This is a genomic window from Streptomyces sp. NPDC028722, assembly GCF_040637655.1.
GTDB lineage: Bacteria > Actinomycetota > Actinomycetes > Streptomycetales > Streptomycetaceae > Streptomyces.
The window spans coordinates 167477-188957 of sequence record NZ_JBEZWU010000016.1; the positions used below are offsets into that span (position 1 = coordinate 167477).

The 21481-nt window shown below is 69.2% G+C and carries 19 protein-coding genes and 2 pseudogenes; 18 read left to right on the top strand and 3 right to left on the bottom strand.

Features of this window, described 5'->3' with window-relative positions; translation table 11 throughout:
• The first annotated feature begins 4 nt into the window (after positions 1-4).
• A complete protein-coding gene (locus AB0F03_RS23940; RefSeq protein ID WP_361995366.1) occupies positions 5-3049 on the top strand; it encodes a DUF3962 domain-containing protein in 3045 nt (1014 codons plus the stop codon).
• A gap of 60 nt (positions 3050-3109) precedes the next feature.
• Here the strand turns inward: AB0F03_RS23940 and AB0F03_RS23945 are convergent.
• Positions 3110-3460, bottom strand: a pseudogene (locus AB0F03_RS23945) (transposase); the annotation flags it as partial.
• A 278-nt stretch (positions 3461-3738) separates the two neighbouring features.
• Positions 3739-4485, bottom strand: a complete 747-nt coding sequence (locus AB0F03_RS23950; protein ID WP_361995368.1) for a site-specific DNA-methyltransferase — start codon at positions 4483-4485, stop codon at positions 3739-3741.
• Positions 4486-5065: 580 nt separating this feature from the next.
• On the opposite strand from AB0F03_RS23950, the gene AB0F03_RS23955 reads away from it, so the two are divergent.
• The 13 genes and pseudogenes from AB0F03_RS23955 to AB0F03_RS24015 all read left to right on the top strand — a co-directional run bounded on the left by AB0F03_RS23955 (position 5066) and on the right by AB0F03_RS24015 (position 18282).
• A complete protein-coding gene (locus AB0F03_RS23955; RefSeq protein WP_361995370.1) occupies positions 5066-6211 on the top strand; it encodes a C40 family peptidase in 1146 nt (381 codons plus the stop codon).
• Between the two features lie 87 nt (positions 6212-6298).
• Positions 6299-6607, top strand: a complete 309-nt coding sequence (locus tag AB0F03_RS23960; RefSeq protein ID WP_023421641.1) for a DUF6112 family protein — start codon at positions 6299-6301, stop codon at positions 6605-6607.
• A complete protein-coding gene (locus AB0F03_RS23965; protein WP_361995373.1) occupies positions 6607-7287 on the top strand; it encodes a hypothetical protein in 681 nt (226 codons plus the stop codon). Before AB0F03_RS23960 ends, AB0F03_RS23965 begins: the two co-directional genes overlap by 1 nt.
• Positions 7288-7315: 28 nt before the next feature.
• A pseudogene (locus AB0F03_RS23970) lies at positions 7316-8725 on the top strand (ATP-binding protein).
• A 132-nt stretch (positions 8726-8857) separates the two neighbouring features.
• Positions 8858-10324, top strand: a complete 1467-nt coding sequence (locus AB0F03_RS23975) for an SCO6880 family protein (protein WP_361995374.1) — start codon at positions 8858-8860, stop codon at positions 10322-10324.
• A gap of 25 nt (positions 10325-10349) precedes the next feature.
• Entirely contained in the window at positions 10350-10802 is a 453-nt protein-coding gene (locus AB0F03_RS23980; RefSeq protein WP_355766248.1) for a DUF6238 family protein, read from the top strand.
• 26 nt (positions 10803-10828) lie between these two features.
• Positions 10829-12334, top strand: a complete 1506-nt coding sequence (locus AB0F03_RS23985; RefSeq protein WP_361995377.1) for an ATP-binding protein — start codon at positions 10829-10831, stop codon at positions 12332-12334.
• A 32-nt stretch (positions 12335-12366) separates the two neighbouring features.
• Positions 12367-13062 (top strand): hypothetical protein, encoded by a 696-nt coding sequence (locus tag AB0F03_RS23990; RefSeq protein WP_361995379.1) that lies wholly within the window; start codon positions 12367-12369, stop codon positions 13060-13062.
• Between the two features lie 129 nt (positions 13063-13191).
• Positions 13192-13755: a hypothetical protein gene (locus tag AB0F03_RS23995; protein WP_361995381.1), complete on the top strand. Its 564-nt coding sequence runs from the start codon at positions 13192-13194 to the stop codon at positions 13753-13755.
• A gap of 97 nt (positions 13756-13852) precedes the next feature.
• Positions 13853-14614 (top strand): hypothetical protein, encoded by a 762-nt coding sequence (locus AB0F03_RS24000; protein ID WP_361995383.1) that lies wholly within the window; start codon positions 13853-13855, stop codon positions 14612-14614.
• Positions 14615-14639: 25 nt separating this feature from the next.
• Positions 14640-15008 (top strand): hypothetical protein, encoded by a 369-nt coding sequence (locus tag AB0F03_RS24005; protein ID WP_361995385.1) that lies wholly within the window; start codon positions 14640-14642, stop codon positions 15006-15008.
• Between the two features lie 1137 nt (positions 15009-16145).
• Positions 16146-16610: a hypothetical protein gene (locus AB0F03_RS24010; RefSeq protein ID WP_361995387.1), complete on the top strand. Its 465-nt coding sequence runs from the start codon at positions 16146-16148 to the stop codon at positions 16608-16610.
• 376 nt (positions 16611-16986) lie between these two features.
• Positions 16987-18282, top strand: a complete 1296-nt coding sequence (locus AB0F03_RS24015) for a hypothetical protein (protein ID WP_361995389.1) — start codon at positions 16987-16989, stop codon at positions 18280-18282.
• 22 nt (positions 18283-18304) lie between these two features.
• On the opposite strand, the gene AB0F03_RS24020 is transcribed toward AB0F03_RS24015, so the two are convergent.
• On the bottom strand, positions 18305-18541 hold the full coding sequence (locus tag AB0F03_RS24020) for a hypothetical protein (protein ID WP_361995391.1): 237 nt from the start codon (positions 18539-18541) through the stop codon (positions 18305-18307).
• 316 nt (positions 18542-18857) lie between these two features.
• Between AB0F03_RS24020 and AB0F03_RS24025 the strand changes: the two genes are divergently transcribed.
• From AB0F03_RS24025 to AB0F03_RS24040, 4 genes are all read left to right on the top strand, one after another.
• Complete coding sequence (locus AB0F03_RS24025; RefSeq protein WP_361995393.1) at positions 18858-19583, top strand: hypothetical protein; 726 nt, start codon at positions 18858-18860, stop codon at positions 19581-19583.
• A gap of 91 nt (positions 19584-19674) precedes the next feature.
• Entirely contained in the window at positions 19675-20340 is a 666-nt protein-coding gene (locus tag AB0F03_RS24030) for a hypothetical protein (protein WP_361995395.1), read from the top strand.
• A gap of 94 nt (positions 20341-20434) precedes the next feature.
• Positions 20435-20875, top strand: coding sequence for a hypothetical protein (locus AB0F03_RS24035; protein WP_096624751.1), 441 nt, complete (start codon positions 20435-20437; stop codon positions 20873-20875).
• A 79-nt stretch (positions 20876-20954) separates the two neighbouring features.
• Positions 20955-21476 carry a hypothetical protein gene (locus AB0F03_RS24040; protein ID WP_361995398.1) on the top strand — a complete coding sequence of 174 codons (522 nt, stop codon included), beginning with the start codon at positions 20955-20957 and terminating at the stop codon, positions 21474-21476.
• Positions 21477-21481: the final 5 nt, after the last annotated feature.

Genomic DNA, 21481 nt, shown 5'->3' on the forward strand with positions numbered 1-21481 from the left:
CGACATGCCCGTGAACTACCAGAACGTCTGTACCGCATCTTGGCTCCCGGGCGGCTGGGACGCCTCCGTCATCGGCCGCTACCGGACTCTGGCCTTTCCCGAACAGTGGCGCGACTGCGTCCTCGAACTCTGCAACGCCGGCCGTGACGAGGACGCGGAGCCCTGGCGCACCGCACCCACCCGGGCCCTGGAGCAGGCGATCCAGGCTTACGCACCCGACGTCCTGGTCATGCCTCGCCCATTCGGAGCACGCACCGAGGGCGATCCCGCGCGCTGGCTGTACGCAGACGCCGACATTCCGGACCCGCTGCCGCCCGAGGTCCTCGCGACCCTCATCGCACACTGGTTGCGCGACCTCCGTCCCGAGCCGGAGCACCGCGGCCTGCTCCGGCAGACACGTGCCGAGATCGCCGCACACACTCCGCAGTGGGAAGCGGTCGAGCGGGAACTCGTCGCATGCGACCGTACCGACGGAGGCACCGCCGCCCCCGGCGGACACCAGTTCACGCTCACTCCGGACTGGCTGGCCCGACGCATCCTCGACCTCGGCCCTTACCCATTCGAAGGAGGCTCCCTCCATTTCCGGGCCATGCCACGCGGCCCCCGTGACAAGGGCGCCGAACTCGTCTCGCAGCCACTTCCGCACGATGCGGGCGGCTCCAAGGGCGTCTGGTGGTTCTCGATCATCCTCAACATCACCTTGCACACCGTGCCCTTCGACCCGCTTCCCCGCTACCACTTGCACTGGAGCATCCGCCGCTGGGCGACACGGGTGAGCCCTGCGGGCGGTCGTCTGAGGCTCCCTTACGGCAGCCGCACTTCCGTCCTGCTGCGCCCCAGGGTCCCGGTCCTGCCCGGCGTACCGCTCAGCGAAAGATTCGCCGTCGCCCAGCTGGAGCGGTACCGCGACCGCGACACGGGAACCTTCAGCGACCGCTGGGCCCACGGCGGACCGGCCAGACTTCTCGGCGGAGTCGTCCTTGGCGAACAGCTGCCCCGAGCCGACGACCTGCTCACAGACCCCGAGAAATGGCTCGCCGACGGGGCGCGCGCCGGCATCGTCTTCCGCACCGCGATGGGGCGCCATGAGGTCGGCGCCGGCCTGATGCCGGACCAAGTCTCCCGGCTCACCGAATGGGCCGGGCAGGCAGTGCCCGGAGAGCTGCGCACCGCGCCGCCCCACCAGCGGGTCGGCCTGACGGGCAAGCGCCCCCTCAACGCCCCGCCGACGAACGTGAAGCCGGACGAGAAGGAGGCGGAGGAGGCACGCAGGACGTCCGAGAGGAGGCGTGCCACCGCGCTCGCGGTCTCCGCGTACGGCGGTCCCGTCGACGGTGGCCGGCCCGTCCTCGAACTCCAGCTGGTGTGGCAGAACGCCGGGATGCGGCAGACCGCGATCACCGCACTCGTGGAACTGCTCGGTCTGCCCGGGCCCGTGGATGCGGACGCCGCCGCCATCGCGGCCGGAACCGACGAGACGGCCCATCGCGACGCCCGCGCCGACCGACCCGTCGTCCTGAAGTGGAGCACACCCGAACTCGTTGTTCAACTGAACTGTTTCCGCCCTGTCCACCGTCGTGCCGACGGCAGCACGGTGGCGCTCACCGACGGCCTGGAGCTGTCCGCGGGGGGCCGCCGAACGGAAGCCGTCGTGTCGGCGTCCCTGCATTCCCGCCGTAAGGAGACAGCCAATTGGCTCCGGGCCATCGAGGGCCGTGAATCTGAGCGGAGCACCCCGCCGGCTCTCGCACTGGTGGAGATCGACCGGCCTGAGGACTTCGCGAGTACCGACCACGACTCGAAGTTCGCTCTCCGGCTCGGATTCGCCGACGCGGGCCTCGTCTCCCAGTTCCTCGCCGTCCCCAAGAAGGTCAAGGGCTACAACACCGTCGGCAATCAGCATCACCGTGCCCGCATGGCCTGGGACGACGGACTGCGCCAGCTCGGCGCGCGGGTGTACCCCGAGCTCGGGATCGACAGCGGCCTACCTGACGGACTGCGCCATGCGGCCGTGTGGATGGTCCGCAGGAACCGCACCAGCCGGAACCGGTGGGCCACGGACGTTCCGGTAGGGGTCCTGGTCACTCCCGAGGGTGACGGTATGTCCCGGATTCAGGGGTGGGATCCGGACGCGGACGACGGTGTGGGCGCCTGGGTCCCGTACCCGACCATGCTGATCAGGCTCACCCGGCTCGCCGAGGTGCGACCCCCGCTGCCCGCGCCGCGTACGGGGGAAAAGATTCCCCGGCGCCGAAGCTGGCACTCCGACCGTGCGGAGCAACGTCGGCGCGCAGAGGAATGGCTGCAACGGATCCGTGCCTCGCTCCGGCATGAACCCACACTCCTCCTGGTCGAAGCCCAGAACGCCCGCTCTCACTGGACGTGGCTCCAGGACGGCCGTACCGAATCCGATCGCATGCGGGACGGTGAGGCGGATTCCCGGCGCCTCGATCCCGATCTGCGCCTGGTCCGGGTCCGTACCGGGCGAGGACGCGAAACCCCGCAGTGGTGGGGCGTCAATCCGGGCGACGGAGCGAATGGCATCGCGGCAGGTCTGTGGCGCCCCGCAGGAAGCGAACCCGATGGCAGGGTCTTCCACTCGGCCAACTCCAAGCCGGTGCAGTTCAAGTCCTCCGCCGTCGAAGCCGACAAACTTGCGCCCCGCCCTATCCGGATGGGTAAACGTAAAGGCGAACTCACCATCGACACCGGCATGGTTGGTTGGACCCCCGATCTTTTGGAGATCTCGGTTCTCGGCTGCCACCCCGAAGCTGGCGACGATCCACAGGCCCTCGCCTCCGCGGTCCACCTGCTGCGCCAGCCGCCGGACTACCCGGAAGCACTCTCACTGCCGCTCCCGCTACACCTTGCAGGTCTCGGCCAGGACTACGTACTGCCGCACCGGGCCGCAGCTGAAACTCCTTCGGACGCACCGGAGGTCATGGACCCGGTCGCGGATTCCGACCCCGTCAACAGCGTGGCAGCCGGCCTGGAGGAGGAGACCGACGCCGTCGAGGCAGCCGACCAGCTGACATTGTTCGACTGCTGACCCTGTCTATCCATCAGTCGGCGTGTGGCGATCCAGGGCGAGGAGCGCGAGGGGCCCCTCTGCCTCGTCGCCGGGGCGGATGGGCAGCAGGTCTCGGCGCCTCCTGGCCTGGTCGGCGATCACGTACGCATCGCGGGCGGCGGAGTTGCCCTGGCCGCGGTAGCCGTCGGACGCCCGGCTCACCAGTCGGCCGGGCATGTTGAGGACCTTTTGGCCGTGGCTGACCAGCAAGGCCAGCAGCAGCTCGGGTTCGTAATTGGCGACCCGCCGCGACAGCAAGTTCTTGCCGTCCACGTCCAGGGCAAGGCCGTGATGGTGGCCCTTGCGGACGTCGATCCCCGCCCATCTCCGGCTCGTCGCGCTCCTGACATGTGTTCGTACTCTTCGTGCCACGCACGACCTCGTCGGCATTGCTCTACACAGCGACGTGTTCGCACTTCCTAATCGGCGGCCGAGTCGTCGTGGGGCCCCTGAGCGGCAGGGCCTCCATGGCAACGAGACGGCAGCGGCCTGAAAGCCACGCCCAGCGCCCCTGCGTGACCCAACACTACGAATGGCTCGATCAGCCCGATCAAGAAAGTAGTGCGGCCCGACGAATCGAGAAGGGCGGCTGGCGCATCGGGTATTCGATGCGCCAGCCGCCCTTCGGCGTCTACGGCCCGCTGGCCCCGGCCTCTCCGCTCTCACGCTCATGCCTCCGGTCCGGCCAGCTCGAAGTCGTCCTTCGTCAGTTCGGCCCGCAGCCGCTCCTCGGCGACGTCGGCGTAGTGCGCAGACAGCTCGACGCCCACGAAGCGGCGTCCCTCGCGCAGGGCCGCGACCCCGGTGGAGCCGCTGCCGGTGAACGGGTCGAGGACGGTGCCGCCCTCGGGGCAGACCTGGACGAGCTGCTGCATGACCTCGACTGGCTTCTGGGTGATGTGAACCCGGCCCTTGCGGGGCTGGGAGGCGATGTAGTGGCCCGGCAGGTAGAGGTCGCGGGTGTTGTCGAGGGAGCCCTTGACGCCCCAGATGATGAACTCCGAGTCTTGCTTCGGTCCGCCCTTGCGGGGCCGGCTGGACGGCTTGATCCACGGAATCGTGCCACTCCAGGTCCACCCCGCCATCTGCAGTGCGTCGGAGGTGGTCGGCTCCTGTCGCCAGTCGGTGAAGACCATCGCGACCGCGTGCTCGGTCGAGGCCCGGTACGCCTCAGTGAGCAGTTCGGTGAGCCAGGAGCGGTAGGAGCGCTGGTCGCGATTCTCTCCCGGGAAGTTGGCGAGGTCGTGCGCCGAGTTGCTCGTGACGTACTTGGCACGGGCGGTACGGCCGGTTCGATCGGAGCTGGTACGGCCCCCGGAGTTGTACGGCGGATCGGTGATCACCGCTTGGACGCTCTCGTCCGGGAGGGACTTCAGGACGGTCAGGGCATCGCCTCGGTGCAGCCTGTAGCTCATGGGGAGGGCCTCTTTTCGGGCGCGGCGGAGTCTGGACCCGCTCCGGACAGCGCTCAACGGCGTGCGTTCGGCGCGAGGTTGCAGCGGAGGTTAACGGCGAATTCCGGCCGCACCTAACGAGGCGAATCCCCGCTTCGGACCCCGGGACGGCAGTCGTTTGGTGCGGCCGGAATCCCGGTCTACTGTCTCGCCGTGCCAGCGGTAAGGAGCGCTGCTCCACTCCCGTTGAGCTGTGCTTATTCGTGCCGTCTCGTCCAATCGAGCAGCGTCGGAGGCATGTTGCCCATCTACCCGCGAGCGCCGTAGGGAGGCCCCTGTGCACCGCCTGAGATTACGAGCGCGGCTGGCTGCCGCGCGTGACCTGAAACCGGCGTCCGGGAGCTACCAACTCCTCTGACCCGGGCCCGCCGAGAGGCGGATGCACATCGGCGCGGTGCCGACGGCTTTGCACGAGAAGTCGGCACCGCGCCTCCTACGAACACCGAGGAGCCGCTGCGATGCAGCATGCCCTGACGCACCCGCGCCCCGACCCACCTCCGTCGACTGGTCCGCACCGCCGTCGTGTTGAACGGCGGAGGCCGTGAAGAAGACGACGGGGGCCCTCGTCGGTCTGTGCGCCACCGGACCACTCTTGCTGGCACTGCCGATCCTTGGCATCGGTGCCGGGACCGCCTCGGCTTCGTGCTCGACCGATGGTGCACAGGGTGTGGACGCCTCCGCCGTCGCCAAGCAGGTGAAGACCATCCTGGACGGCGGCGACAAGGGCTCGATCTCCGTGCCGGGCCTGGACGCGCCTGCCGATCAGGTGCCCAACGCCAAGACGATCCAGGCCACGGGCGTCGCGATGAACATCCCCGCCCGAGGGCAGATCGTCGCCCTGGCGACCGCTCTGCAGGAGAGCGGCCTGCGGAACCTGACCTACGGCGACCGCGATTCGCTGGGTCTCTTTCAGCAGCGGCCGTCGATGGGCTGGGGCACGGCCAGCCAGATCCTCGACCCGGTGCACGCCTCGACGAAGTTCTACGAGGGGCTCAAGAAGGTCTCCGGCTGGCAGTCCCTCTCTGTCACCCAGGCCGCCCAGGCGGTGCAGAAGTCGGGCTTCCCGGAGGCGTACGCCAAGTGGGAGCCGCTGGCCATCGCCCTACAGAAGGCCATCGAGCCCCTTCTGCAGAAGGCCGGCGGTCCGTCGCCGCACCCTTCACCGTCCGGCTCTGCCGACGCCGACGCTCCTTTTCTCGATTCCGCGGGTGGTTGTTCGGCGGACGGCGGCGGGACGGAATTCGGCACCATCCCGGCGGGCGCACTGCCGGACGCGTACAAGATCCCCGCCTCCGCGCCGCCGAAGGTGCAGACGGCGATCCGGTGGACGCTCGGCCAGCTCGGCACGCCGTATCAGTGGGGTGGCAGCTGCACCGACTCCCACGGCAAGAACCCGATGGGCCGCTGCGACTGCTCCTCCTTGGTGCAGGGCGCGTACAAGGCCGCCGGGGTCACCCTGACGCGGACCACGTACACGCAGGTCAAGGACGGCAAGGCCGTCTCGGTCGATGCTCTCAAGCCGGGCGACCTCCTCTTCACCGAGGGGACGGCCGCCGTACCGGAACACGTCGGGATGGCGATCGGACAGGGCCTAATCGTCCACGCCCCGCACACCGGTGACGTCGTACGGATCACCACCGTCGCGTCCTGGAAATCGCGGACTCTCGCGGCCCGCCGAGTCGTCTGACCGGCGCTCCCCCTCCTCACCTCCCCCTCGCACCGCTGGTTCGCCCCGCCGGGCTTTGGCGTGCGCTCATTCGAACTGGAGTTCCCCATGTATCTCGCTGACCAGGTCATACAGCTCGCCTACGACCCCGGAATTAAGCCGAACGAGGGCGGGCTCCCTGGCCTCAACGTCCTCAAGCAGGTAATGGGCTCAATCAACCTCTTCGGGCTCATCGCCGTGGTCGGCGCCCTCGCCGTCAGCGCCGGCGTATGGGCCTGGGGTCACCACTCGGGTGGTCACCAGGCCGAGGCGAACGGGAAGAAGGGCGTGCTGGTCAGCGCGGGCGCGGCCCTTCTGCTCGGTGCGGCCAACGGTGTGGTGGCGTTCTTCTCGACGCTCGGGACGCAGGTCCACTGATGGCTCAGCACTCCACCCACCCCGGCGGCGCATCTCGCGTGCGCCGCCGGGCGCTGCTCGGCACTGCCGTCCTGGCGGTGCTCGTCGCCCTCGCCGGCCTGGCCGCATACCTCACCCGCGAGGGCGGAAGCCCCTCCGATACTGCGGCGCCACCGCCGAGTTCGCCCACGGCGTCCTCGTCGTCCGCGGCACCGTCCGGGCCGCACGCCCGGCCCCGCGCTCTGCCCGTTCCGCCGAAAACCCACGACCCGATCACGTACGGCAAGGCCGCCGCCGCAGCGCTGTGGTCGTACGACACCCGCGCGTACTCGCAGCCCGAGCTGCGCAAGGCGCTGCGCGGCTGGCTGACCACGGAGTCGAAGTACGCCGATCCGGCCTCCGTCGACCAGGTGGTCCCCTCGACCGTGCTGTGGAAGGAGATGGCCGCCAACAAGCAGGTCGCCACAGCCAAGATCAACGAGGGCCACTTCCCGCACGCCTTCACCCAGGCCCTCCAGGACGACCCCGGGGCGATCACTCAGGCGTACGTCTACGCCGTCACGGTCTCCGGCAAGCAGTCGATTCGCTGGAAGGGCTCGTCCGCCGGCGGTGCGGAGAGCCGTTCCACCACCCTCGCGGTCCAGTGCCGACCCAAACACCCTTGCGCCCTGGTCGGCGTCATGCCGTCCGCCGCGCCCTGACCCTCGCCCCAGAACGGAGGTACGACCCATGGGAGTCTGCGACTTCCCGCTGATGGACAAGGTGTGCGGCGCCGTCGACTTCGCCACCAACCCCGCCGGCACCGTCACCGACGGTCTCGGCGCGTGGATCGCGAAGTCGGCGGGCGAGCTGGCGTCCAGCGCGGCCGACCTGGCCGCCAAGGCCGTCAACAAGACGACGGCCATCGACCTCAACGCGGGATGGTTCCGCGACAACTACGAGTTGCTGCTGCCCATCGGCCTCGCCCTGACCGTCGGCATCTTCTGCATCCAGCTCATGACCGCGGCCTGGCGCCGCGACGAACGTGCCCTCGCCAAGGCGGCGTTCGGCACCATGACCGGAGTCCTGTTCAGCTTCTCCGCCATCGCCTTCACCACCGTCGCCATCACCGTGGTCGACGCGCTCTCCGACGGCCTCTTCAAAGCCGCCAACACCTCGATCGACGACGCGATCCGCCGTGTGATCAAGGTTGACCAGATGGGGGCCATGTACGGCCTCGGCTGGGGTGTGCCCGCGCTAGTCGCCTTCGGGTGCGCGATCGGCGCCTTCCTCTACTGGGGCGTGATGGTCGCCCGCAAGGTCGGCGTCCTGATCATGGTCGCGCTCGCGGTATTCGCCGGGGCCGGCGGCGGCTGGGAGGTCGCCAAGCGGTGGCGGCGCGGCTGGATCGAGGCCACCGGCACCCTGATCGTCTCCAAGCTCCTGATGACCGTCGTCTTCCTCATCGGCGTCTCCGCCATGGGCAAGACCGACGCCAGCGACGGAATGGCGGCCCTGTCCGACGCGATGGCCGGCATCGTCGTGATGGTGCTGGTGCTGCTCTGCCCCTACGCGACGTAAAAGTTCGTCCACTGGGCCAGTGACGGCGGCGGCCACGACGGCATGCACCGCACCGGCGTCGCCGGCATGGCGGTCGCAGCCGGAGCCGCGAAAACTGCAGGTAGCCTCGCACTGCGGGCTGGTACCGGCACCCCCGCTCCGCAGGGTCCGAATCAGGTCCCCGGGGCAGGGACCGATGGCGTCGCCTCCGGCATCAACCCCTCCGGCGGCAACCTCAGCAAGGAGGGCATCGACGCCAGGCCGCCCAAGAAGCAGACCTGCTTCCGGTACGGCGAAGACCCGAACGCGTCCGGCGACAAGGGCCGTGCCCTGATCCAGCGCCCCGGGATCCCACCGCTGATCACCCGGCCCGGCGAGGACGAACCGGAAAGGTCCGAATCGACTGCCCAAGGCGTTGCGGGCAGCTCCGGTCACCTCACAGGCGCATCGGCTCCGGGCGGCGAGATGACCTCCATGCCGCCAGCCGACCCCGGGCCTTCGGCGTCGGGCACTCCGGCGTCCGCGTCCGGGCCATCGGCCACCGGCTCTGCGACGCCGACGAACTGGGTGTATCCCACCCAGCCGCCGTCGGGTTCCTGACCCACATCCCCGGGGGCGGGCCGAACTCCACGGCCCGCCCCCGCCTCCCCACCAGCAGGAAAATTTCGCCATGACGTCCAGAAGAGCGCCGCGCGCCCCGTCCTCCGCCCCCTCCCACCGTCTGGAACCACCATGTCGGGCAAGCACCAGTCCTCCACGCCCACCGTGAAGTTTCCCCACCGCAGCAGGCGCGGCGTCCTGCTCGGCCTGACCGTCCCGCAGTTGGCCGTCGCCGGGCTCACCGGCCTTCTCCTTCTCGCCGTGATCCTCGCCCGCGCTGTGGTCGGCGCCCTCCAGCTCATACCGCTGTGGGCCGTCATCGCCCTGCTCGTCTTCGTCCGCCACCGAGGCCGTGCTCTGGCGGACTGGGCCCCGATCGTCGTCCGATACGCGCTGCGCCGGATGCGAGGCCAGCTCGTCTGGCTCACCCGGCCCTCCCGCCGGCCGACCCGCGAGGGACTGCTCCACCTTCCCGGCACCGCTGCCAGCCTGCGCGTGACCACCGCTCCTGATGGCAAGTACGGCGCCGTTCACAATCCGCACACCGGGACGCTGACCGCGGTGGTCAAGGTCTCCTCCCGCGCCTACGCCCTGCTCGACCCGGACACCCAGCAGGCCAACGTCGGCGGCTGGGGACGCGCGCTGGCGGCCCTCGCCCGTACCGGACAGATCGCCCGCATCCAGGTGATCGAGCGCACCATCCCCGACTCCGGCGACGCGCTGCGCCGCTACTGGGAAGAGCACGGCCGACCCGACACCCCGATGGCCGGCGCGATCTACAACGAGCTGATCCAGAGCGCCGGTCCCGCAGCAGCCCCGCACGAGGCGTACGTCGCGGTGTCCCTGGACACCAAGGCGGCCCGGCGGCTGATCAACCAGGCCGGCGGCGGTCTCACCGGTGCCTTCAGTGTCCTCGCCCAGCTCACCTCCACGTTCGACCAGGCGGCGCGGACCGCGGGGCTCACCCCGACGGGCTGGCTCACCGCACGCGAAATCGCCGCTGTGGTGCGCACCTCCTACGACCCGAAGGCGCTGGCGACACTCGACCGCTGGTCCACGGCTGGTCGCCCCGAGGCCGAGCCCGCCGCCGCCGGCCCCGTCGTGGTCGTCGAAAAGGCGGACCACATCGCCACCGACTCCGCCGTGCAGGCCACCTACTGGGTGGAGAACTGGCCGCGCACCGAGACCAGCGCCGGCTTCCTGCACCAGCTGCTGTTCACCGGCGGGGTCCGGCGCACGCTGTCGCTGTCCTACGAGCCGAAGAACCTCGACGCCGCCCTGCGCGACGTGCAGCGCAAGAAGTCCAGCGTGATCGCCGATGCTACCGAGCGGGCCCGGCGCGGTCAGGTCGACTCCGAGGCGGACTCGATCGAATACCAGGACATCAAGTCCCGCGAACGCCAGCTCATCGCCGGGCACGCCGACGTCGCCCTGACCGGTCTGCTGACCGTCTCGGCCGACACCGAGGACGAGCTGCGCACCGCCTGCGCCGTCGTGGAGACCGCCGCCGTCGGCGCCCAGCTCGATCTCCGGCCCCTGACCTGGCAGCAGGCCGAGGCATTCACCGCCGCCGCCCTGCCGCTCGCGCTCGCTGCCTGACCCTTCCCTTCGAAAGAGCACCCTCATGTCCCGCACCGCCAGCCCGACCGCGCAGGACTTCGTGCCCTTCGCCACCGCCGCGCTCGACTTCCACCGGGCACTCAACATCCCGGGCGGCCCGCTGGTCACCACCCGGGCCGAGCTGGACGCCCTGCACGCCCACCTCGTCTCGCTGTACGGGCTACTCGACGCCCACGCCGGTCGCACCGGGCAGCTCGTCGCGGTCGAGGGCGACCAGCTCCGTACCGCCCGCACCCGCATCTGGCAGGCCGCCGAGCATCTCCACGCCGCCTACCACGCGGCGCCCCGGCCGGACTCCGGCGAGATCCCCGAACCGGAGGCGTGCCAGGCCGGCCTTCCAGAAGGAGCACCGGAACTGACCATCTGCCAGCGCCACCAGCGCACCGCGCATCTCGTGCGGCGGCGCACCACCCCGGCCGACCTGCACGCCCCGTTCACCGGCCTCGTCCGCCGCTGACCCACCCCTCACCTGGAGAAACGCTCATGCCCCGTACCCGCGCCAGCGCCTCCCCCCTGTTCGTGCCCCGTAAGACGACACGCGCCGAACAGCGAGCCGCCCGAGCCGGTTTCACCGAAGCCCGCCGCCAGGCACGCCTCGCCGGAAACCCGCCCAAGCACCGCGCCGAGCAGACCCTCGACCTGGATCTGCGGCCCACCTACCCGCTCGCCGGTCGCCCCGGTCCGGCCTCCGCCCGCGGCGGCAAGCTCGCCCTGCCCGCCCACCGGATGACCACCGCCACAGCCAGCGGCGCCTACCCGTTCGTGGCCGAGGGCGGCCTGGGTGCCGAAGGGGTGTTCATCGGCCGCGATGTGCACGCGGAGGCGGCCTTCTGCTTCGACCCGTTCTCGCTCTACAACAACGGCAGGGTGGAGGGCTTCACCAACCCCAACGCGGTCCTGGCCGGGATCATCGGCATGGGCAAGTCGGCGCTGGCGAAGTCGATCGCCACCCGCTCGATCGCCCACGGCTACCAGATCTACATCCCCTGCGATCCCAAGGGCGAGTGGACCAGCGTCTCGCAGGCCCTCGGCGGATACACCATCGCCCTGGGCCCGGGGCTCCCCGGACGGTTGAACCCGCTGGACGCCCCGGCCCGCCCCGCCTCCGTGAGCGAGCAGAACTGGTTCACGGAGGTTCGCAAGCGCCGTCTGCTGCTGCTGGCCAGCCTCGCCCGCACCGTGCTGAAGCGCGACCTGCTGCCGATGGAGCACACCGCCCTCGACCTGGCCCTGGATCTGGTCGTCGCTGACGCCGCCGCCCGAGGCACGGTGCCGCTGCTCGGCGAGATCGCACACGTACTCGGCTCCCCCGAACGCCTCGACCACGCCCTCGGCCACCAGGCGGGGCACCTTGGTTCAGCCGCCCAGGACCTCGCCCACGCCCTGCGACGTCTCGTGCACGGCGACTTGAGCGGCATGTTCGACGCGCCGAGCACCGTGTCGTTCGACCCGACCACACCGATGCTGTCCATCGACCTCTCCCGTCTCGGCGGCTCCGGTGACGACACGGCACTGGTGCTCGCGATGACGTGCGCGAGCGCGTGGATGGAGTCAGCCCTCAGTGATCCCGATGGCGGTCGGCGCTGGGTGATCTACGACGAGGCGTGGCGGCTGATGCGGCACGTCGGGCTGCTGGAGCGGATGCAGAGCCAGTGGAAGCTCTCCCGAGGGCTGGGCATCGCGAACCTCATGGTGATCCACCGGCTCAGCGACTTGCTCTCGGCGGGCGACGCCGGTTCACGCGGCCGAGTCCTGGCCGAGGGGCTCCTCGCGGACTGCAGCACGCGCATCATCTACCGCCAGGAGCCAGACCAGCTCGCCGCCGCTGCATCTCTGCTCGGCCTGACCGGCGTCGAGACCCAGGCGGTGTCCGCCCTGACCAAGGGTCGAGGTCTGTGGAAGGTCGCCGGCCGCTCGTTCATCACCCAGCACATCCTCCACCCGGCCGAGCGGGAGCTGTTCGACACAGACGCCCGCATGGCCGCCTAGCCCAACGACCAGCACAGCAACGGGAATCGATCATGTCTGCTTCTTCCACTCCTTCCTCCGGTGACAACCAGCCGTCGCAGGCCACCGACCCTTTGGCGTGGCGACGGCACCTCCCGGCACTGGCCTCGGCCGCCGCCGGGATCAACGAGGCGTGCGACGCCTGGGACGCGGTTTCGGACTCCCTCTGCGACGCGGACGGCTGGCCGCTGGACGACAAGGTCTACGGGGACGGGAAGGTCAAGCGGGACGCCGAAGCGTGGAAGCACGCCGAGGTGTTCCTTGACCACGGACCCGAGGTGCTGGCCGGGGTCCGCGCCGCCGCCGACGGCCCCGACTACGTCGAGGGGCCGATCAGTGACGACCTCCGACGGATACGCGGGATCGACAACATCCTGTTCCGGGCGGAGGAACTGCGGCACGAATGGGACGGCGTCATGGCGCTTATGGACGGTTCGCAGCCGAGCGTGCTCCACCTCTACAAGGAGCGTGCCGAGGAGCACCGCAACACCGAAGGCTGGCACTACTCACACGAACTGGGTTCCAAGGGACCGGCGTTGGTGCGCGTCGGCGAATACCTCGCTCACCGAGCGGACACCGAACGGTCGGCGCAGACCGAGCGGGCTCGCGTCGCCCTGACCCGCTCAACACACAACACCCCTGCCGTATCACCCTCTTCGCCCCAGGTCCCGCCGGCATCGCATCCGCCGACTCCCGGTCGCTCGCGGTGATCCCCAGCGCGTAGTCACGGCAGCGCCAAACTGCCCGATCACCGGATCCTCATGGACCACCGCACTCCTTCAAGCTCCACGCCCCGTCGGCTCCCGCCGTGCGGCGGGGCGTTCGCATCGGAGAACTCCATGCACCACGAAACCTCGCCCCCGACCGCCGTGTCCGATCCGCGTCGCCTTCAGGCTGCCCTCTGTTCCGCGCTCGGGCAGCGCGGCCTGGAGGGCACCGTCGAGTACGGCCTCAGCGACTACATCGTCCACGCCGAGCTTCCCGACGGCAGTTCGCTGATCATCTCGCCGCCGCAGGAGCCACCCTCCGAGTACCCCGAGTCCCCGGAAAGCTGGATGGTCACGCGCCACCGGTCCGCCGAGCCCGCCGTCTACGAGGTGATCTACGACTCCGAGCCGGACGGTCCGCATGCGCGCCACGGCGGCAGCGTGCAGGACCTCCTTTCCGCTGTCGACGCCCGCCTGGACCAGCTTGGCGTACCACCACGCCAGCAGCAGGAACGTTCCGGCAAGGCGCGCACCACCACCGTGCTCCCGCCCGACTCCGCTCCATCCCGGGCGAGTGTCGCTCTCGCCTCTTCGACGTCGGTCGGCCAGCGCGTGCTCCCGACCGGTCCGCCGCCGGAGTCTTCCGCGCGGACCGCGCCGCCGTCATCCAGTTCCTCATCCGCTCCCCGGCTCTGACCGACCGCGATCCAGGAGTCCTCCGTGCACCGCACCCTCAGAACTGATCCGCCCGTCACCCGCACCTGCAACCGCACCCGCCTCGGATGGATCTGCCATGCCCAGCCACTACGACTTGCTGCCCGACCTGGCCTTCGGCCACCACCCCGTCCACGGCATCGTCGCCGCGAACCCGAAGAACCTCGCGGCCAGCGCCTGGATGCTCAAGGGATTCGACTTCCATCCCGTCCCCGACCAGCCGACGTTGTACGCGCTGGCCGACCAGAACCGTGACGGACACGGCCGTACGAGCCGGGCCATCGAGCTGCTGCGCAAGGCCGGCTACCAGGTCGATGTGGACGTCGCACTTGACCCTGCGCCGGCGCCCGACACGGCACAGGTACGCGACCGCGGTCCGCTCGGTGAACCAGACGTCGCCTTCGCCGACCACCCGCAGCTCGGCATCGTCGCAGCCCTTGACGACCGTGTCTCCGGCCTCAGCGGGCTGGCGCTGGTGGAGGACGGCTGGCGGCACAACTCGAGCCTGGACATCTACACGCTCCCCGCGACCACCGATCGCGTCGAGGCGCTGGGGAAAGTCGCCGACGCCACGGTGGCCCTGCACCGTTCGGGGCTCCAGGTCGCAGTGCAGCCCCGCCTCGCTCAAGAGGTGACGGCTCGGCCCCGTCCTGCTGCTACGCCGACCGCCGGCCGTGAGCGCGGTCGTGGTCCCGCCCGCGCGTCTCCGTTGAGCGCCGCCGCGCTCGCCGCCAGCCCGGCCCGTGCCGGAATCCCGGGCAGGGCGCCGGTCCCCGCCGCCGTCACCACACCGGCGGTCCGGCCGGTTGACCCCCGCATCGCGTACTCCCGCGACCGCTGATCCAACTCTTCAAGGAGGCCCTTCCATGGCCGTGAAGACGATCTGGCCTATCGACCACACCTGCGGTCACCATGCCGACCGCGACTTGTCCGACCGACCGGCTGACCGCCGCGCCGGCTTCGCCGAGTGGCTCGCCAGGCAGGAGTGCACGGACTGCTGGCGCGCCTCGAACGAGGGCGACGAGCAGGACAAGGCCGCCTGGCTCAAGGCGAAGCGCGCCGAGGAGCAGACGGCCTCCGAAGCCTGGTCCGAGCAGTACCGGATGCCTCCCCTGGAGGGGACCGAGCGGGCCGTTCCCTGGGGCGTGCGCTGTCGTCACCAGATCCTGATCAACGCCTACACCGCACTGGCCACCGAAGGCTTCTCTGTCAAGTTCTGCGTGTTGGGCCGATGAAGACAGTTGATGCTCACCTCTTCGGGCCCGCCGTTACGCGGATCACGCGTGCGCTCCGACCGCGACGGCACCCGCTGATATCTCGGGTGCGCTTTGAGCGTCAGGCATGTTCTGGCAAGTAGCTCGCGGCACCCTTGCCTTACAAATATCTGCGGGTTGTTCAGGCATGTACGGCATGTTCGTGACGTACATGGCTCCCCAAGTCGGGCGCCACCGTTCCGCCGGAGGTCTGGCTCAGCGGCGCTGACGCTTCCGTTTACGATCAACTCGACTGGCCTACGCAGACGTTGTCAGTGGTACCTGGCATCCTGCGACCTGGGCACGGGTCCGTGGGCCCGTGAGCTTCTCCTCGATGGGATCCCGATGTCTCCTGCCTCCGCCCTGCCGAGATCGGAACGCGCCTGGCAGGAGTTCCAGCTTCGCGTCACGAAACTGGGCGGAACCCTCATGGAACCGGCCTGGCTTGGAAGTAAGGTGCGCCACCGGGTGATATGCCGCAACGGGCACCCCACCAAGGTGGCGCCAAATCAACTACAACAGGGCCAAGGGCCGTGTCGAGCCTGTGCCGGCAAGGACCCCGTAACGGCCGACAAGGAGTTCCGGGCCCGGGTCAAGGGCCTTGGCGGCGTGGTCCTTGAACCCTCCTGGCTCGGGGCGCGAGAGCCACACCGGGTGCGGTGCCCGGCCGGGCATGACTGCACGCCGCGACCCAACAACGTGCAGCAGGGCGGTGGCCTGTGTAGGTACTGCAGCGGGCAGGACCCGGCCACGGCGGACCGGGAGTTCCGGGAGAGGGTAAAAGCTCTCGGTGGCATCGTCCTCGAGCCGGGCTGGCTCGGGAACGGCGTACCCCACCGGGTGCAATGCGGAGCCGGACACGATTGCTCACCGCGACCAGCCGGCCTACAACAGGGAGGCGGCTTGTGTCGGGCCTGCGCGAGAAGGGACCCGGCCACGGCGGACCGGGAGTTCCGGGAGAGGGTAAAAGCTCTCGGTGGCATCGTCCTCGAGCCGAAATGGCTCGGGTCTCTGGAACGCCATCGGGTGCAGTGCGGTGCCGGACACAACTGCAACCCGCGGCCCGCGGCTGTTCAGCAGGGCCAGGGCCTGTGCCGGACCTGCGCGGGCAACGACCCAGTGGCAGCGGAACGGGAGTTTCGCGAACGGGTAGCAGAACTCGGCGGCATCGTGCTCGAGCCGAAATGGCTCGGGTCTGGGGTCCCCCATCGGGTGCAGTGCACGTCCGGCCACAACTGCGATCCCCTCCCGGGCAACATCAAGTTCGGGACGGGGCTGTGCCGCAAGTGCGCCGGCCTTGCCTGGGATGTCTTCTACGTCCTGATCAACGAGGACACGGGAACGGTGAAGTTCGGGATCACATCCGGCTCGCCGCGCCCCCGTCTCGCGGTGCACGCCCGCGACGGGTACCAGCTGGTCGTCCGACTGCTGACGGGGCTCCCGGACGATGTGGCCCTGAGTCTGGAGCGGGCGGCGCGGACGGCACTTCTGGACGCGGGGCACGTGCCGGTGCGAGGCCGTGAGTATTTCAGCGCGTCGCTGGTCCAGTTTGTGCTGGACACTGTGGACCATCATCCGCGCTGACACGCGGCCGGGGCGCCAGAGTGTCGTCCCGGCGGCTTGGTCCCAGATGCACTTGGGCCGACGGTGGTGATGCAACGCGCGTTGCTACCCGTCGAACGGGCGCCCAGAGAGCGTTTCGGCCAAAACGCCTTCCTGGAGCATGACAAGCCTTACTTGCCTAATCCGATCAAGCCGTCTGACCTAGGCGAAGTGCCTCGCCCCCTAGATAAGCTGAGTGGCCGGCCTGAGCCCTGTCAACGGTCAGCGCTGATCACCGCGCACCCACGAGGCTCTGCAGAGCAAGCACCCATCACGGGTAGGAGGGCGGCCTTCCGGAAACCAGTGGCCGCCTGGTGATCGCCGTCGGTATCGTCGCTCGGCACAGAAAGGGGTGCTGATGAGCGAGAAGGTCGTGACGCTGCCGGACATTCCCGGGGCGGGCGAGGAGCTTGAGGACTACATTGCCGCCTTGTTCCAGGCGTCGGGTCACTTCGTTGAGAAGCAGATCGTGGAGTCCGATCCAGCAGACCTTCTTGAGCTCGACATCGTCACCACCGACTACACAGGTGAAGAAGCAGTTCGGCGACTCACCGAAGTAAAGGGTGGGAAGTGGGGGTACACAGACCTCTTCAAGGTCATCGGCTGGATGCAGTACCTCAAGATCCAGCAGGGCGCCTTCTTCCACACCAGGTGGGAAGACCGCGAGACTGCCCCGGGCCGGATGAAGCCTTTGGGACTGGACGTAGTCTGCTTCGACGACTTCGAGACAGCCCCGGAGCACTTCGAGGAAATGGGCTTCGGAGCGTTCGTCGAGCCGAAGCTCATCGGACTATGGCGGCACTCGTACTGTGTGGAGCGGAGGCTGGTCAAGCTCATCAACGAGCGAGCCAAGAAGGGAGAGGAGGGGGCCAAGGCGGCGAAGACCTACCATCGCCAGATCAACAACGGCACCTTCTTCGCCCGGGCACCAGAAGAATCCCTGGCGATGCTGTACGCGGCGTACGGGGAGCACCCAAGGCTCACCCTGGGCTATGCCCAAGAACTCGACGGGGGCACGTTCGACCCGCAGACGCCACCCACTATCAGCACGAGCTACCAGGCTATGTTCAGGGGAAAGTACCCGGAGCTCCAGGCATGCGCGTACTTCGAACATCGTGCTCGCCTGTCGATCCTGAAGGCCGCCGTGGACTACGGCCTTGCGCACCCCGAGGGCCCTCCGGAGTTCGGAATGTCGGAGGACGGGAAGTCGTTCTCCTTCCAGGGTCTGACCTACCACGCTCTGCCTGCAACATTCCACAGCGGCATGTCCTGGTTGCGCGAGCAGCCGAACTTCCGGCTCTACGCGACCTTCTGGCAGCAGCTTCTGTGGGCGTGGGGAGGGTTCTACCTCGATGACCGGGAGGAGAAGGAGTTCGAGTGGATGTCGAAGCTCTCCGGCATCCCCGTCGAGGAGATCCCGACGGCGCTTGAAGCGTTCGAACGCTTCTTCCCGATATCGGACGGCTGGTTTGTGACGGCGGGGCCGACGGACGTTCGCATGGTCAGGATGGTGCCGTGGGTCTTCCAGGGGCTCGGGGCCCATCTTCGCCGTGGTCAGTACGAGTCTGACTTCTCCAAGCTGGACCCGAGCTCCCGATTCACCCGCAGTGACCTGGCGAAGCGCATCAACTGCACGGTCGACTTCCTCTTGTAGGCGCTGGCGCCCAAGGCCGGGACTACTGCTCCATGACTGTGTGGCCGGCAGGGCGGGGCTGGGTCGGTAGCATGCGCACCAGGGCATCAGGAGCGGTCAGTTCGGCGCGCAACTGTTGCTTCTCCACTGCGAGTTGGTGGACGGCCCGGACGAGGGCTTCGAGGTCGGTCTGGAGCTGGGCGATCTCGGCCTTGTCACGCTCGCGGAGCGTCTTGAGCTTGACGATCTGCTGACGCAGCCGCCTCTCGCTGTCCGGCATCTGTCCGCGGGCGCGGGCCTGGTCTCGAGGAGAACGCTCGTACGGTGACCCGTGCCGGGTGGTGGATAGACCAGAGGTCGTCCGAGCCCGAAGGACCTCACCGAACTGCTCCGAGCCGCCACCGGGGCCGACCGCCGACAGAGAATCCCTTCTTCTGACCGACCGGGTGCCCTGCTGCGGCGGGGCACCCGGCTGACCGCCACCGTGCGGCCTCTACCAGCGATTCTCGGCCGGACCAAACCCCGGATTTGCCGGACGCTCTGCCCACTGGCCCACCTCCAACGGGTCCTTCGCTCCCTCTGCCCCGGAGACTTCCGTGCCTACCTCGATCACCATCACGTCCGAGTTCAGCGGCAGCGTCGTTGCCAAGGGCGCTACTGATGACCTCTCCGCGCAGCTCCTCCGTCACGCCGGTTTCAAGCAGATCGACGACTGGCACGGCCGACGCCATCGCCTGCCCACCAGCACTCCGCTCGCCGACCAGGTCGCCATCGCCAGCCATGCGGCCGAGATGCTTCGAGCCGCTCGCTATGACGTCACCCTTCCGCCGTCTCTCGACACGGCCCGGATGAGCCCTCCGGTGCATGCGCTGGGGCCCTACGCCGCCGGAGCCGAACTTCTCAGCATCACGGACCAGATCCGTGCGGCCGAAGACGGAGCCAGCCTTCAGCGGGCAGCTGACCACCTCCTTCACCCCGAGCACGGTGCGCTGGAGCGTGTCCGGGAGGCGCTGGAAGCAGCGGGAGAACAGGTCAACGGCCTGGACGACGACGCGTATGCGCTCGCCGACCGGTTCGGCTTCGCCTCGGAGTTCGTCAGCTCGGCCCAGTCTGAACTCGTCGATTCCGAAACCGAGCTACGCCGCGTCGGCGCCGCTTCGACGAGTTACTCGGCAGCACGGACCGTCCGTGATCACCGTGGTGCCGCTCTGGCCACTTCTCCTGCGGCGAACCAGGCCAAGGTCTCCTCGGCGTCCAGTTCCCAGACGGCGCCGCTCACTACGACGGGTCACCCGCCGCGCGCCGCAACCCCCCGACGGTGACCCCGGCGGCTCTCTTCGCCATCGGCCACCAGTTCGTCGCGCGTCCCCGCTCGACTCACCCGTCAAAGACCACTCACCCGAAGAGGCAAACGTGCCCGAGTACTACTCCAGCATCGGCGAGGCGGTCGGTGCGGCCATGCAGCACAACATCCGGCTCGCCCACCGCAGCGCGGCACCGGGCTCCGACAAGCCGCTGCAGCTCAGGCGCCTGCCCAGCGCTTCCGCCGATCCGTACTCGGTCCGCGGAATGATCTCTCGCCTCCACGAGGACGCCTCGCCCGATGAGGTGGCGGGCATCATCGAGGAGGTCAACGGCGCACTGGTCGGGGCTCTGCCCGAGCTGACCGAACTCGTCGCCTCTGCCGCCGACTGGACTCGCGCCCGTCTCGACTTCGACGACCCGCATCACAATCCGACTTTCGAGACGTGGACACGGCTGGCAGCCGCGTACGGGATGCTCCAGGACGTCCGTGAGCAGTTGGAAGTCGCCGAGGACGGTCTCGCTGCCTGTCCCGCAGAGCGCACGGACCCCCGGCACCACCAGATGGTCAACGTCCTGCCCAGCCGGGAGCTGCTCGACGATGTCCTCGGTGCCGAGCCTGCTCCTGTGCCGTCCGCTGCCCGGAACGTCGATTCAGACCGGCAGCGGGCGGCCCGCGCCTCCTCGCCGCGCGCCGGAACATCGCCGTCGACCGGCAGTCCGCCGGCCACCGCAGCACCTCCGCCCGCGCCTCGTTCTGCCGGCCGACCTCGCTGAAACGTTCCGCCTCAGACGTCCAGGAGTACCCCATGAGCTGCACGAGAGCCGAGCGCGCCCCGCCCCCGCCCGCTCGCACACCCAAGGAACCGCCGTGCCTTCCCCGCGCACCAGCGCGCCCTCGACCACCACCGGGTCGGACGCGCTCCTCTACCTTCTGTTCGGCATCCTCGGCGCCGCCATGGCCTTCGGCTCCCTGGCCTGGCTGACCGGAAATCTCACCAACACCTTCGTCGGGAGCGGGACATGGGCCCCCTTCCGCATAACGGACGCGCTGCTGCACCCGGAGGTGCTGTGGCCGGCCTTGAGCACCAGCATGCTGATGGTCGGCGCCCGCGTCGTCCCCGCCCTGTTCACCGTTGCCCTGGTCGTCACCGCTGCCGTGCTGTGGATGCGCTGGCGTGCCGGGTCCAAGTCCGGCCTAGCCCGCAAGGCGGACCTGGCGCCGCTGCTGGACAAGGAGATCGTCGCCAAGGCGAAGAGCCTGCGCCCGAGCCTGGGCGGCCGGGAGAGTAAAAGAGGTCCTGCCCGCTGACCGCGGCATCCTGCTCGGCACCCTCGATCCCGGTCGCGCGGAGGTCCGCGCGTCCTGGGAGGACGTGATCGTCGCGATCATGGCCCCGCGTTCCGGCAAGACGTCCGGGCTGGCGATCCCCGCGATCCTCTCGGCACCGGGCCCGGTCCTGCTCACCAGTAACAAAGCCGCGAACGACGCCTTCACCACCACGGTGGACGCCCGTGCCGAGGTCGGCACGATCTGGACCCTCGATCCGCAGCAGATCGCCCACCACCCACGCGAGATGTGGTGGGACATCCTCGCTGACGCCCGCGATCTCGCCGGGGCTAAGAGGTTGGCGGGGCACTTCGTGACCGCGAGCGTGGACGAGTCCAACGGCTCCGACTTCTGGTCCACCGCCGCGAGCAACACCCTCGGTGCCCTCTTCCTCGCCGCCGCGTCCCACCGGCGGCCGATCACCGATGTCCTGGCCTGGCTCGCGATGCCGGCCGACCGCACCCCGGTGGACCTGCTCACCGACGCCGGCCACCGCGGGCGGCAGGTCTGCATAACGTGGATGCGCGCGAACGGCCCCACCGCCGAGGCCGGCACAGCGTCGACGCATGTGGGGGCACGATGATCGAC

What these genes read in the sequence shown, in the direction of transcription:
- AB0F03_RS23950 (WP_361995368.1), bottom strand. Translation starts at nt 4,485, where the DNA reads ATGAGCTACAGGCTGCACCGAGGCGATGCCCTGACCGTCCTGAAGTCC.
- AB0F03_RS23980 (WP_355766248.1), top strand. Translation starts at nt 10,350, where the DNA reads ATGTCCCGCACCGCCAGCCCGACCGCGCAGGACTTCGTGCCCTTCGCC.
- AB0F03_RS23995 (WP_361995381.1), top strand. Translation starts at nt 13,192, where the DNA reads ATGCACCACGAAACCTCGCCCCCGACCGCCGTGTCCGATCCGCGTCGC.
- AB0F03_RS23990 (WP_361995379.1), top strand. Translation starts at nt 12,367, where the DNA reads ATGTCTGCTTCTTCCACTCCTTCCTCCGGTGACAACCAGCCGTCGCAG.
- AB0F03_RS24015 (WP_361995389.1), top strand. Translation starts at nt 16,987, where the DNA reads ATGAGCGAGAAGGTCGTGACGCTGCCGGACATTCCCGGGGCGGGCGAG.
- AB0F03_RS23940 (WP_361995366.1), top strand. Translation starts at nt 5, where the DNA reads ATGCCCGTGAACTACCAGAACGTCTGTACCGCATCTTGGCTCCCGGGC.
- AB0F03_RS24020 (WP_361995391.1), bottom strand. Translation starts at nt 18,541, where the DNA reads ATGCCGGACAGCGAGAGGCGGCTGCGTCAGCAGATCGTCAAGCTCAAG.
- AB0F03_RS24040 (WP_361995398.1), top strand. Translation starts at nt 20,955, where the DNA reads ATGGCCCCGCGTTCCGGCAAGACGTCCGGGCTGGCGATCCCCGCGATC.
- AB0F03_RS23965 (WP_361995373.1), top strand. Translation starts at nt 6,607, where the DNA reads ATGGCTCAGCACTCCACCCACCCCGGCGGCGCATCTCGCGTGCGCCGC.
- AB0F03_RS23985 (WP_361995377.1), top strand. Translation starts at nt 10,829, where the DNA reads ATGCCCCGTACCCGCGCCAGCGCCTCCCCCCTGTTCGTGCCCCGTAAG.
- AB0F03_RS24005 (WP_361995385.1), top strand. Translation starts at nt 14,640, where the DNA reads ATGGCCGTGAAGACGATCTGGCCTATCGACCACACCTGCGGTCACCAT.
- AB0F03_RS23960 (WP_023421641.1), top strand. Translation starts at nt 6,299, where the DNA reads ATGTATCTCGCTGACCAGGTCATACAGCTCGCCTACGACCCCGGAATT.
- AB0F03_RS24000 (WP_361995383.1), top strand. Translation starts at nt 13,853, where the DNA reads ATGCCCAGCCACTACGACTTGCTGCCCGACCTGGCCTTCGGCCACCAC.
- AB0F03_RS23975 (WP_361995374.1), top strand. Translation starts at nt 8,858, where the DNA reads ATGTCGGGCAAGCACCAGTCCTCCACGCCCACCGTGAAGTTTCCCCAC.